The following is a 10,997-nucleotide window of genomic DNA, read 5'->3' on the forward strand; positions in this document are numbered from 1 at the left end:
ACCATTCGCACCGGAGTTAAACAGCTCAGAAAGGCTATGGGAGTGGATGCGGGAGCATGACTTATCAAACAAAGCATTTTCAGGTTATGAAAATATTGTAGATTGTTGCTGTGAAGCTTGGAATAACCTTTGCAGCGAAGCTGGTCGACTGTTCAGTCTGTGCTCCCGTGATTGGGCAGTTATACAGTAGTTAGAAAATTCAATTGGTATAAAAAGTCCCAAGGTTACGGTTGAATGTATGCCGGAAAAATATACTACAGTGATAGACTACTATGACACTTGTTGGTACATGGAGAAGGTATGACGGTGCATGAAATAGCAGAAGAGCTATCAAAGATAAATAATCCCTTTGAATGGTCGAGAAGGCTCAACGCTTTGTCTTCAGAGGAGAGGTCAGATTGTAAAGCGTTGGCTGAACCGTTATGGATTAAGCGAATGATCAATCAAGGGTTATTGCTGGTTCATCCCGATATTGCCAGTGAGCTAAAGGAAAATCAGTGGCTACCCAGTCAATTGCATAGAAAAATGATCTGGGCGAGTATCCTGGCTTCAATTGACGGGCCTGATAGTAAAGAACAATTTCAAGCAATTAAAGACAGTATTAAGAAAAAATACGGTTTTCACTGGTGGGAGGATGTTTATAAGAGAGTTAAGCCTGCTTATGCTGCCCGTGACAGAATCCGTAAAAATGAATGCGATATTGGCCCTGGCCTCGCTATGGTTGCATCTAAAAGTACGGTTGTATCTTATGCACTGTATGAGCAGAGGAGTGATGCACTACGAATGATTCCAAAATTATGAACATTGTTAGGGGGCGTTACCTGCTTAAATTACCGATCATACCAGTTGTGCTTTCTAACGACCGTAATGAGGCTGCTGATATGTACGACAGAGCAAGGCGTGGGGTTATTGCGAGGAATTCATACGCAGGGCTGGCGTCCATATCGCCAGCACAATAACGTAGTCAGGGCGTTTGATTGGCATTAGATCAACGTGTGGGTTTATCGCCTCTGCCTGGATTTGCTTTTGTCGATTGGGGTGGTGACAGCGTCATGGACGCTCATGCCTTTTGCCAGTCGGGTGGCCAGTGTGGTCATGGGCTTACCACTGAGTTCTGCCAGTGCGCTCAGCGAGTAGTTTTTCCCTTTGTAGCGGTAAAGTTTTCGTGGTTTGCGCTTTGCCTGCTGACGTTTATTCCGGTCCGGTTTGGTCAGTGCCCTGCGTACCGGCCAGAAGTAAACAAACAGACGGTAATACAGCGTTGAGCGATTAATGTCGTATGCTTCCGCCAGTTCGGTCAACGTCCAGTCCCTTCCCTGCCAGCGTACAGTGGTATCAATCTTCTTTCTGGGGATGGGTTGCACCATCATCAGCAGTTCCATCATGCTTCCTGCTCCAATCGCCTTCCATGTGAACCACCTTGACCTGATCAGGGCCGAACGTCTCGGCGAGCTGATCCACCACGCGGGCCAGCTCGGGGTACTTCTTACGGTTTTGGGCTTTGATTTTTTCGAGGTCCTGGTCGGTGGGGGGTGATCCTGTATTGTTGTTGTTGTGCAAAGCGTGACCCCTTTAAAAAAAATGTTCAGCTTGTCGAAAGCTCGCCCTTTCCATCACGCCGCTTCTTCTCTTTCTCCTACTTCCGCAGCCCGTAGCCCCAGGCGAAGGGCTGCATCGCAGTCACGAAAAAACAGTATCCGCTCCCGCTTTACTGGATGCAGAGCTTTCGATTTTACAGAAAAAGTTAGTTATGGCAACAATTCACGACAACAAAAGGCAATATAGATTCTAATTTGTTGTGATATGTGTTTATATGACAGCAAAAGGACGACGTTATGCCTCGCCATATTCAGCTCACGGACGAGCAACTCCAGTGGCTGAGAGATAACCACGAAGTTCTCAGCTTTTCCGAACTGGCACAGCACATGGGGTGCTGTGTGGATACGCTCAAGCGCATTCTCGCCCGTCACAACATTCGTCACTTCGACGGTGCCAAGTACACCCCACGCTTTAATCCTCCCACCTGGAATCGCCCGTGCATGAAATGCAAATGCACGAAGCCGAGACCCAGGTGGCAATACATCTGTACCCCCTGCAAGGAGCGATCAAACCATGAGGACTATGGCTTCAATCTCTGAGACCGTGCCGTTCAGACTCGATGGCTATCTCTCGAAGCTGGATCAAATGAAACAGTGGGCGCTCGAAGCGATCGACGCCTGCGACAACGACGAGGATAAGAAATATTTATCAGACATCTACAACTGTTATGCCTTCGCGGCAGAACAGACATTAAATTTTGTCGACCAACCCGTCAAAGGAGACGACACCCATGGCTCTGAAACCCAGGGGCGCAAAACAAAAAGGCGATAAGTTCGAACGGGAGCTGGCGCAATGGCTTAACGACCACGTCTATCAACGTGAGCAGTGTTCGAGAGCGCCCCTGTCTGGCGGAGGAAACATCGGCATTGTCGGCGGTGCTGACCTGATCGGCACACCGGAACTGTTCGTCGAAGCCAAGCGCGTCGAGAAACTATCGTTCCCGCAAGCACTGGAGCAGGCCGAGCGCAATAAAAAACTGACCAACTCTCCCGAGCTGCCCATCGTCATCAACCGGCGTAACCGGCAGAGCATTGAAGACGCTTATGTCTTTATGCGGTTGAAGGATTTTTCGGTATTGTATCGTCTTGCACTGACGTTACTCGGTTATAGAAGCAGTCAGTAATTTAACGCCACGCTGCGCTCGCGCCCTCTGGGGCGCGGCGCGATGGCTATGAAATGTATTGCCATGCTGGAGCATGGGAATGAGAGTAAAAAAATCGTTGACAACAATACTGTTTATTTCCACAGTATTATTTTCGTCAATCAGATTACCCAGGTGAGCATCTCGGGCTGTTGGAAATGTGCGCGCCTCGTTGTGAGGAAAATGAATGGATCATCTAGCCAGTGTCGTCAGCCTCCTGTTGAATGATGATCGCGCCGATGATACGGATTGGGTCTCAATGCTGCACAGGTACAATCAGATGCATGGCAGTGATTACACCGTTGCAGATTTGCTCACCATTCTGGAGAATATGGAGCAACCGTAACAGGAAGCGACCATGACCCAGTTTGACTGGAAACAGATTCCCCGAAATCGCGATGGATTTGTCAATTACAGCCTGATTCCCTCCATGCCGGTGCGACGGATGATCGCCAGGGCAGAAGTGATCAAGCTGACCGAAGACCTGAAAGCCCGCCGACAGTGGCAGCCGAGTGATTTGAACCAGCGTCGAATCCGGCTGATCGAGGCGCATCTGCTGAAACTGGAAAGGGCTTACCCTGAAGTGCTGGTTGAGTTGTCTTAAACCGTCGCTTCCCTGCGTTATGTCTCGCCGTAAACTCGATGTACGCCGATTGCCAACCACGATTGAACTCCCTACCATAACCCGATTTGATGACTGAAAGGTGGGTTGCCAACCATGCCAATACTGCACTGGCTCGATAAAGACGACGCTGTGACCCAGGCGCAACGGTGCGCGTATCGGCTGCTGGAGGAGGTGCCGGAACTGTCGTATGGCGATACGGCAAGCGGGAACCTGCTGGTCCAGGGGGATAACCTGGAGGCGTTAAAGGCGCTGATTCCGTTTTATGCCGGTCAGGTAAAGTGCATCTATATTGACCCGCCCTACAACACCCGCTCGGCCTTTGAGCATTACGACGATAACCTTGAGCACAGCAAATGGCTGAGCCTGATCTATCCACGACTGGAACTGCTGCGGGAGCTGCTCGCTGAGGATGGGAGTATTTGGGTTTCGATTGATGATAATGAAGCCCATTATTTGAAAGTGATTATGGATGAGGTGTTTGGGCGTGCAAACTTCATTTCAAATACTGTTTGGCAAAAGAAGTATGCGCCATCCAATGATGCCAAGTCTTTGAGCGAAGATCATGAGCACCTCATGGTGTACACAAAGAATCACCTGAACTGGAATCCAAACAAAATAAAAAGGTCTGAATCGGCGCTGAAAGCATATAAAAACCCTGATAATGACCCAAGAGGCCCGTGGAAATCGAGTGACTATACATGCAATAAAAACAACATTGAGCGTCCAAACTTATATTATCCAATAAGACAGCCTGTTACAGGTGAAGAAGTTTGGCCCAAGAAAACAGCTGTATGGCGTTATCAGCAAGAAACTCATTTGAATCATGTACAAAACAACTTGATTTGGTGGGGGAAAAATGGAACCAACAAAGTTCCTGCGTACAAGAGATTTTTGTCATCAATTGACACAAGCGCCCCGCATCAGTCGATTTGGCTTTGGCAAGATGTAGGGCACACTCAAGACGCAAAGCGTGAAGTTCAAGTACTTAACCAAGAGTCTCCATTTGCTACTCCCAAACCAGAAAAATTACTCGAAAGGATTATTTATATTTCTACCAATCCAGGCGATCTGGTCCTCGACTCTTTCCTCGGCTCCGGCACCACCGCTGCGGTTGCCCATAAAATGGGCCGTCGTTATATCGGTATCGAAATTGGTGAACATGCCCAGACCCACTGTCAGCCACGACTGAAAAAAGTGGTGGATGGTGAGCAGGGGGGCATTTCCAAAGCGGTTGAGTGGCAGGGCGGCGGCGGTTTCCGTTTTTATCAGCTGGGGCAGCCGGTGTTTGATGACTACGGCAGCCTGAACCCCGAGATCAAGTTCAATACGCTGGCCTCTCATCTCTGGTATCTGGAAACCAAAACACCACTTAACCAGAAAGCGCCATCGGCGTTTCTGGGGGTGAGCCAGGATATCGCCTATTATCTGCTCTATAACGGTATACTGGGCGATCGTCGTCCAGACGGTGGTAATGTATTGACCGGCAGTGTGTTGAGCGGACTGCCGGATATTCACGACCATCAGGGCCGGAAGATTGTCATCTACGGCGAGTCTACCCGACTGGGTGAAGGCCGTCTGAAGCAGGCCAATATCACCTTCAAGCAAATTCCTTACGACGTCGGTGCGCTGTAAAGCAAGGAGCCAGACATGTTTGCCTTAAAGAATTACCAGCAACGAGCGGTGGATACGCTGGAGCATTTTCTGCTCGGTTGTCAGGTTACCGGCTCTGTCACCGATGCCTACGACGCTGCCCTGAAATCCCAGGGGATGCCGGAGCTGGCCTACCGCGATCATGGTTTTGAACAGGTGCCGTATGTCTGCCTGCGTATTCCCACCGGCGGCGGTAAAACGGTGTTGGGGTCTTATGCCATTGATATTGCCGCTCGCAAGTACCTTAATACTACCGCCCCGATTACCCTCTGGCTGGTGCCCACCAATACCATCCGGTTGCAAACGGTGGCCGCGTTAAAAACGGCGGGCCACCCCTATCGGGAACGCCTGGATGCGGCCTTTAACCGCCAGGTGCTGGTGCTGGATATTGACGACGTTACCCAGATTCGTGCCCAGGATGTGGGCAGCAAGGCGATTGTGGTGGTTTCGACACTGGCCAACCTGCGGGTGAGCGACACGTCGGGACGGCGGGTGTATGCCTATAACGAGGATTTTGAACCGCACTTTACCAAACTGTCCGCTCACCATCCCGCGATGGCGCGACTGGAAAGGGTGACTGAAGCGGATATCAAAGAGAACGGGCTCAGCCCCCGAGCGATCGGTTCGGTCAAATACTCCTTTGCCAATCTGCTGGCGCTGCATCAGCCCCTGGTGATTGTGGATGAAGCGCACAATGCCCGAACCAGTCTGACCTTCGATACGTTGCGACGGGTGCATCCGGCGGCGGTGATCGAGTTAACGGCGACGCCCAATACCACCAACACCAATGGCAGCAATGTGTTGTTTCACGTCTCTGCGGCGGAACTGAAAGCGGAGGAGATGATCAAGCTGCCGATCATGCTCAGTGAACACCAGAACTGGCAGGATGCCATTCGGGATGCGGTGATCACCCGCAATAAGCTGGCGATGGATGCGCAGAAAGATACGGATTACATCCGCCCGATTGCCCTGTTCCAGGCGGAGCCGAAAAACGGTGACGTGACCGTTGAGGTGCTGAAACAGTACCTGGTTGAGACGCTGAATATTGAAGCGAAGGCGATTGCCATTGCCACCGGCAGCCAGCGGGAGCTGGATGGCCTGAACCTGTTTGCGCCGGACTGCCCCATTGAGTACATCATCACCATTGAGGCGTTGAAAGAGGGGTGGGACTGCTCGTTTGCCTATGTGTTCTGCTCGGTGAAGCAGGTGTCCAGCAGTAAGGATGTGGAGCAGTTGCTCGGGCGGGTGTTGCGGATGCCCTACGCCCGACGGCGGGTGATTGAAGACCTGAACCGTGCCTATGCCCACCTGGCCAGCCCAAAGTTTGCCCACGCTGCCCAGGAGCTGACTGACAAGCTGATTGCCATGGGCTTTGAGGAGATGGAGGTTGCGGCCTTTCTGAAACAGCAAAGCGCGGCCCATACCCAGGACGATCTGTTCGAGGGCGATGAGGACGATACCGAACGGCTGATCCGGCCACAACTGGTGACGCCTGCGGTGGTGTTTGAGCTGCCAAAGGCACCGGATACCTCGGTGCTCTCGGACAGTGAACGGGCGCAGGTTGTCATGTCCGAGGATCGTGATGGCAATACGGTGGTCAAGGTGACCGGCGAGGTGTCGGAGGCGATTCAGACGGTATTGAGCCAGGGGATGACCCGACAGGCGGACAGGGAGAAGCTGGCCAGGGATGTTCGGGTGCATAACCTGGCGATTCAGGCGGCCAGGGCTCCGTCGGAAAATGGTCAGCGATTTGGCAGCCTGCCCCTGCTGTGCATGGAGTACCAGGCGCAGCTTGAGCTGGTTGAACCGGAGCTTCTGCTTCATGCCCATGGCTGGAACCTGTTGGATTACCCTGCCGAGTTGCCCAGCTTCCGGTTGGAGGAGACCACCAAGAGTTTTTCCATTGATCTTGATGGTCAGCAGATAAGTTACCGTGTGGCTGGTGAGAAAGAGGTGATTCCGCTGAACCAGGGGTTTCTTGAAACCACTGAGAATGACCTGGTGCGCTGGCTGGACCGGCAGTTGAAGCAGCCGGATATTTTGCAGCAGCAGATGCTGCCGTTTGTGGCACGGTTGGTGAACTCGCTGCTGCAACAGCCGACCCTCAGCCTGACGGCGCTGGTGAGAAACCAGTTTCAGCTGGCCAGGGCGATTGGTGACCTGATCAAACTTCATCGGCGGAAGGCGCAGAAGCAGGGGTATCAGTTATCGGTGTTTGCCGAGGGGAGTGCTGTCTGCCTGTCGGATCAGTTTGTCTATTCGTTTAATCCTGAGCAGTATCCGTCACGCCCTCCGTATTATTCCGGTCGCTACAAGTTTCAAAAACATTACTTCCCGCAGAGCCTGATCGAAGACCTGAAGGCGACGGGGGAAGAGTATGAGTGTGCCAAGGCCATTGACGGGTTGACGGAGGTGGAGTTCTGGATTCGTAACCTGGTGCGTCGTGACCAGGCGTCGTTCTGGCTGCCGCTGGCCCACGGCAACTTTTACCCTGATTTTGTCTGTCAGCTTACCGATGGCCGGATGCTGGTGGTGGAATACAAAGGGGAGGCGTATGCCAGTAATTATGACTCTGCCGAGAAGCGGGCGATTGGCCATCGCTGGGCTGAACTCAGTGGAGGTCAGTGCCTGTTTCTGATGGCAGTTGAACAGGACAGCCAGGGACGGGATGTGCGGCAGCAGATTCTGGATGTGATTCAATTGGAGGCTGTCCGAGATTAGACTGCCCTACTGCGGTGGCACACAGTGCTCAGCCTTTGTGAGATAAATGATGGGGGCCAGTCGGCAAGGTACTGAGTGTGGCTCAGCCCCCTGGATACGATTGTTAGTTTACGTGCAAACCATGAATGATCAGCTTTACCTGTTTCTTAAACAGTACGATAAACCCGACCTGTCGCCCTCTTCCTGGAAGGCTACGCTGATGGATGCGGTTTACCATTACAACAATCATTGCCGGACGCGTTACGATGAGCTGGAGACGTTTCTGCTCTATGTTAAGCGTAAGGAGTCGGAAGCGAAAAGGGTGGAGCCGGTGTAGGCGCGCAGGCTGATGTATTGGCATTCCCTTCTATGGGGGATCATGCAATAGTAAACGATGGCAAAAATACGAAGCCTGTCCGACCACTTTTTAGATGAGGTGCAGATAATGAGACCTACGGTTGATTCTGTCCATGTGGTTGCCAATTACAATCAGGATGCTCATGTCGCCGTTCTCTGTGCGGTTGACAGTGGCGAATATGAGCTGCTGTTTGAACCCATTGTTGCATGGGAGGTGATTGTCAGTGCCGAGATGCTCAGCGAAGGGTCGAGCCAGATCAGCAAAACCTTTACCCAGGCGATCCCGATTGTTGCCAGTGGGGTCATTGATGACAACCATGCCGTTTACTACATTTCGACAGGGGCATGGTATATCGCAGAACTGTCTGAGGGGCATGGTGCGCAGGGGTGTCTTGAAGCCCTGCTCAGTAACCGTTAAACGACAATGATTAAGTTATTCCGTATTGCCTGTGAAGGTAACTGCCACGTCGACACGTCGTTGATAACCACCGTGCTCGACACGGATGACAGGTTGACGGGGAAAGCTTACGAAGCGCATGTTGTGGATAAATTCATCCACAAGATGTCCAGGGAGCATAACCGGCAGATAAAGGATGTGGATATCAAGCAGATTGCGGAACTGAACCAGAATGGCGAGTGTGTTTACATAAGAGGAAAATAACATGAAGAGAACGGAGTCTACCCACGTCATCCCCAATAATACCCCTGACGCGCATGTTGCCCTGGTCAGTGAGGATATGACCACCCGTGAGAAATCCCTGGTACTGGAGCCGGTGATTGCCTGGGAGGTTCGGCTGACCGAAATTAAGGATCAGGACGACCAGATCAGCCGAACCCATCACCAACTGATGCCGATTGTGGCTAGCGGCAGCCTGGCCGATGAGGATTATGCGGTGTACTACAAGTCCAGCCATCACTGGTATATCAATGAGTCCGGCAGGGGCATGGGCAGTGGTAGCTGCATTGAGGCGCTGTCCGGCTTTCCTGAAGTAAAGAAGTTACTGAACGACAAGCTGTTCAGCAAATAGTGACGACAGCACCGCTGTTTGTTGGTTTTGACAGTACACATTCCCACTACTTTAGTGGGAATCGCCAACCGTTCAGCGATTAACTTGAATCGAGTTCATGAAGTTACCGAGTTAAAAGTCACTGTAAGTGGAAATAAAGCAACTCGCTGAAGTTCCTTTCGTGCGATCCCCTAATCGTTATCAGGCTTTCCATTGATCCAAATCAATTGTCTTGCATGGATGTTTAATGTGTCTCTGAGTAACATGTAACCTGTAACCTGTAATAACAAAAAGTATTAAATTTAAAAACTTATTTTTCTGCATGATAGAAAAACTTTTATAAGAATATATCAGTAATAAAAATTATCCATCAATTCGAAATTTGATCATCTGTTTTTTTAAATCTGGGGGATGTTATGGGTAGTACAAACTTTTTTATAAGCGTCAGGAATGTCAAAAAATTAAAAAATGGCAGTCAGGAGTTTGGAGCAGAACCTGGTGCAACCCGCTATCTAGAGATTCCTGATGGGGAGCTTCCTCATCCTGAGAATCATAAATTAACAAAAACTAATTGGTTGAAGTCAGTCGTTGGACGCGCTGAGGTCGGAAGGTATGAAAAAGAACATCCACGCGCGGGTTTCGCATATGGAGATGTTCTAATTTTTGTTCATGGTTACAATACCTCAATGGCTGAAGCCATGAAACGGCATGATTTATTGCAAAAAAGATTAGGAGAGCAAGGATATAAGGGGGCGATTGTTAGCTTTGATTGGCCAAGTGCAACTCAGACATTGAATTATTTAGAGGATCGCTCTGACGCAAAGTCAACAGCAAGCAAACTTGTTAAAGATGGAATTATGCTATTGGCAAAAGCTCAGCGGGATGAAGTAGCGAATAAATGTGATATTGATGTTCATTTGCTGGGGCACTCTACCGGTGCTTATGTTATAAGAGAGGCATTTTACGAATCAGGTCATAATAGATTTATTTCTCGAATTAATTGGCAGGTGAGTCAAGTTGCCTTTATTGGTGCTGATATAGCGAAAAAGTCGCTGTCACAAAATGATGCTAAATCACAGTGCTTATTCAAACATTCTATTCGAATTACCAATTATCAAAATCCATATGACTCAGCTCTTAAAATGTCTAATATAAAAAGATTGGGAACGGCGCCAAGGGTAGGAAGAGTCGGTATTCCATCAGACGCACCTGAAAATATTGTTAATGTCGATGTTGGGCCACACTGGTCTGGCCTTAATAAAGATGACAGCAATGCTTCTGGCACATGGTCTCATTCATGGCATTTTGATGATCCGCTTTTTGCAAAAGATCTATACCTGACACTCAAGGGTGATATTGATCGTTGCAGTATTCCTACTCGTATTGAAGTAGAAGGTAAACTGGTACTTAAAAAGTCATAACGCTTGATGAAATACAGTGAAGTAACTCCCATGCAAGATAATGTTCAATTAGCATTCGATGCAATTCAATTGTATCAAACTCAATACAGCCAAGTGGATACTGTGTGGGGTTACTTTAGTGCCGTAACCCTTGCTATATCAGGCTTTGTTTTAGGTATGAAACGATCGACTAAAACGATAAAGCAAACGATAGCAATAGTTGCAGCGTACTTGGTATTTTGTGTTGGTAATCATAAAGCACTAAAGTCTGGGCAGGAATTGTTACTTGACTTAGGGAAGAACGCTGATTTTTATGCTGAAAAAGCTGGTCTTGTCGTCAATGATCTGCATTACTTAACATGGAGTAGTTCAACCGTGGGCTATTTTCATAGGGAATGTAATTTAAATTGTGTAAACGCTTGTCGTTAATACTCCAAAATGGAGAATAACAATGAGCGTTGAAATCAACGAAAAACTGGTAGATCAAATAGCCAGTCAGATTAAAACTCAGGATGATC

The 10,997-nt window shown here is 49.5% G+C and carries 16 protein-coding genes and 1 pseudogene; 15 read left to right on the forward strand and 2 right to left on the reverse strand.

Going from position 1 to position 10,997, the window contains the following annotated elements; all coding sequences use genetic code 11:
- A pseudogene (locus AK963_RS35675) lies at positions 1–190 on the forward strand (IS630 family transposase); the annotation flags it as partial.
- A gap of 110 nt (positions 191–300) precedes the next feature.
- Positions 301–801 (forward strand): hypothetical protein, encoded by a 501-nt coding sequence (locus AK963_RS20245; protein WP_066017244.1) that lies wholly within the window; start codon positions 301–303, stop codon positions 799–801.
- A 200-nt stretch (positions 802–1,001) separates the two neighbouring features.
- Here AK963_RS20245 and AK963_RS20250 read toward each other — a convergent pair whose 3' ends face one another.
- Together AK963_RS20250 and AK963_RS32285 are read right to left on the reverse strand one after the other, a co-directional pair.
- Positions 1,002–1,370 carry a hypothetical protein gene (locus AK963_RS20250; RefSeq protein WP_139117548.1) on the reverse strand — a complete coding sequence of 123 codons (369 nt, stop codon included), beginning with the start codon at positions 1,368–1,370 and terminating at the stop codon, positions 1,002–1,004.
- Positions 1,336–1,560 (reverse strand): hypothetical protein, encoded by a 225-nt coding sequence (locus AK963_RS32285; protein ID WP_139117549.1) that lies wholly within the window; start codon positions 1,558–1,560, stop codon positions 1,336–1,338. Before AK963_RS32285 ends, AK963_RS20250 begins: the two co-directional genes overlap by 35 nt.
- A gap of 275 nt (positions 1,561–1,835) precedes the next feature.
- Here AK963_RS32285 and AK963_RS32290 point away from each other — a divergent pair, with 275 nt between their 5' ends.
- The 13 genes from AK963_RS32290 to AK963_RS20310 all read left to right on the forward strand — a co-directional run bounded on the left by AK963_RS32290 (position 1,836) and on the right by AK963_RS20310 (position 10,908).
- On the forward strand, positions 1,836–2,138 hold the full coding sequence (locus tag AK963_RS32290) for a hypothetical protein (RefSeq protein WP_139117550.1): 303 nt from the start codon (positions 1,836–1,838) through the stop codon (positions 2,136–2,138).
- Positions 2,122–2,370, forward strand: coding sequence for a hypothetical protein (locus AK963_RS20260; RefSeq protein ID WP_139117551.1), 249 nt, complete (start codon positions 2,122–2,124; stop codon positions 2,368–2,370). The genes AK963_RS32290 and AK963_RS20260 overlap by 17 nt, the downstream gene beginning before the upstream one ends.
- Positions 2,330–2,722: a hypothetical protein gene (locus AK963_RS20265; protein ID WP_066017248.1), complete on the forward strand. Its 393-nt coding sequence runs from the start codon at positions 2,330–2,332 to the stop codon at positions 2,720–2,722. The genes AK963_RS20260 and AK963_RS20265 overlap by 41 nt, the downstream gene beginning before the upstream one ends.
- A 205-nt stretch (positions 2,723–2,927) precedes the next feature.
- Positions 2,928–3,086 (forward strand): hypothetical protein, encoded by a 159-nt coding sequence (locus tag AK963_RS33380; protein ID WP_175404582.1) that lies wholly within the window; start codon positions 2,928–2,930, stop codon positions 3,084–3,086.
- Between the two features lie 12 nt (positions 3,087–3,098).
- Entirely contained in the window at positions 3,099–3,344 is a 246-nt protein-coding gene (locus AK963_RS20270; protein WP_066017249.1) for a hypothetical protein, read from the forward strand.
- Between the two features lie 150 nt (positions 3,345–3,494).
- On the forward strand, positions 3,495–4,997 hold the full coding sequence (locus tag AK963_RS20275) for a site-specific DNA-methyltransferase (RefSeq protein ID WP_238593799.1): 1,503 nt from the start codon (positions 3,495–3,497) through the stop codon (positions 4,995–4,997).
- Positions 4,998–5,012: 15 nt separating this feature from the next.
- A complete protein-coding gene (locus AK963_RS20280; RefSeq protein ID WP_066017251.1) occupies positions 5,013–7,736 on the forward strand; it encodes a DEAD/DEAH box helicase family protein in 2,724 nt (907 codons plus the stop codon).
- Positions 7,737–7,857: 121 nt separating this feature from the next.
- A complete protein-coding gene (locus AK963_RS20285) occupies positions 7,858–8,052 on the forward strand; it encodes a hypothetical protein (protein WP_066017252.1) in 195 nt (64 codons plus the stop codon).
- Positions 8,053–8,160: 108 nt separating this feature from the next.
- Positions 8,161–8,490: a hypothetical protein gene (locus AK963_RS20290; protein ID WP_139117552.1), complete on the forward strand. Its 330-nt coding sequence runs from the start codon at positions 8,161–8,163 to the stop codon at positions 8,488–8,490.
- Between the two features lie 6 nt (positions 8,491–8,496).
- The gene (locus AK963_RS20295; protein WP_066017254.1) at positions 8,497–8,733 is read left to right on the forward strand and encodes a hypothetical protein; all 237 of its coding nucleotides are present in this window, start codon (positions 8,497–8,499) and stop codon (positions 8,731–8,733) included.
- 1 nt (position 8,734) lies between these two features.
- On the forward strand, positions 8,735–9,100 hold the full coding sequence (locus AK963_RS20300) for a hypothetical protein (protein ID WP_066017255.1): 366 nt from the start codon (positions 8,735–8,737) through the stop codon (positions 9,098–9,100).
- 395 nt (positions 9,101–9,495) lie between these two features.
- On the forward strand, positions 9,496–10,500 hold the full coding sequence (locus tag AK963_RS20305; protein ID WP_066017256.1) for an alpha/beta hydrolase: 1,005 nt from the start codon (positions 9,496–9,498) through the stop codon (positions 10,498–10,500).
- A gap of 30 nt (positions 10,501–10,530) precedes the next feature.
- Entirely contained in the window at positions 10,531–10,908 is a 378-nt protein-coding gene (locus tag AK963_RS20310) for a hypothetical protein (RefSeq protein ID WP_139117553.1), read from the forward strand.
- Positions 10,909–10,997 lie beyond the last annotated feature (89 nt).

The organism is Endozoicomonas atrinae (assembly GCF_001647025.1).
Lineage (GTDB): Bacteria > Pseudomonadota > Gammaproteobacteria > Pseudomonadales > Endozoicomonadaceae > Endozoicomonas > Endozoicomonas atrinae.

Bases quoted from the DNA above. Each gene is read 5' to 3' on its own strand.
- AK963_RS20305 (WP_066017256.1), top strand. From the start codon at position 9,496: ATGGGTAGTACAAACTTTTTTATAAGCGTCAGGAATGTCAAAAAATTA.
- AK963_RS20280 (WP_066017251.1), top strand. From the start codon at position 5,013: ATGTTTGCCTTAAAGAATTACCAGCAACGAGCGGTGGATACGCTGGAG.
- AK963_RS33380 (WP_175404582.1), top strand. From the start codon at position 2,928: ATGGATCATCTAGCCAGTGTCGTCAGCCTCCTGTTGAATGATGATCGC.
- AK963_RS20265 (WP_066017248.1), top strand. From the start codon at position 2,330: ATGGCTCTGAAACCCAGGGGCGCAAAACAAAAAGGCGATAAGTTCGAA.
- AK963_RS20260 (WP_139117551.1), top strand. From the start codon at position 2,122: ATGGCTTCAATCTCTGAGACCGTGCCGTTCAGACTCGATGGCTATCTC.
- AK963_RS20290 (WP_139117552.1), top strand. From the start codon at position 8,161: ATGAGACCTACGGTTGATTCTGTCCATGTGGTTGCCAATTACAATCAG.
- AK963_RS32290 (WP_139117550.1), top strand. From the start codon at position 1,836: ATGCCTCGCCATATTCAGCTCACGGACGAGCAACTCCAGTGGCTGAGA.
- AK963_RS20310 (WP_139117553.1), top strand. From the start codon at position 10,531: ATGCAAGATAATGTTCAATTAGCATTCGATGCAATTCAATTGTATCAA.
- AK963_RS20295 (WP_066017254.1), top strand. From the start codon at position 8,497: ATGATTAAGTTATTCCGTATTGCCTGTGAAGGTAACTGCCACGTCGAC.
- AK963_RS20250 (WP_139117548.1), bottom strand. From the start codon at position 1,370: ATGATGGTGCAACCCATCCCCAGAAAGAAGATTGATACCACTGTACGC.
- AK963_RS20285 (WP_066017252.1), top strand. From the start codon at position 7,858: ATGAATGATCAGCTTTACCTGTTTCTTAAACAGTACGATAAACCCGAC.
- AK963_RS20245 (WP_066017244.1), top strand. From the start codon at position 301: ATGACGGTGCATGAAATAGCAGAAGAGCTATCAAAGATAAATAATCCC.
- AK963_RS20300 (WP_066017255.1), top strand. From the start codon at position 8,735: ATGAAGAGAACGGAGTCTACCCACGTCATCCCCAATAATACCCCTGAC.
- AK963_RS20270 (WP_066017249.1), top strand. From the start codon at position 3,099: ATGACCCAGTTTGACTGGAAACAGATTCCCCGAAATCGCGATGGATTT.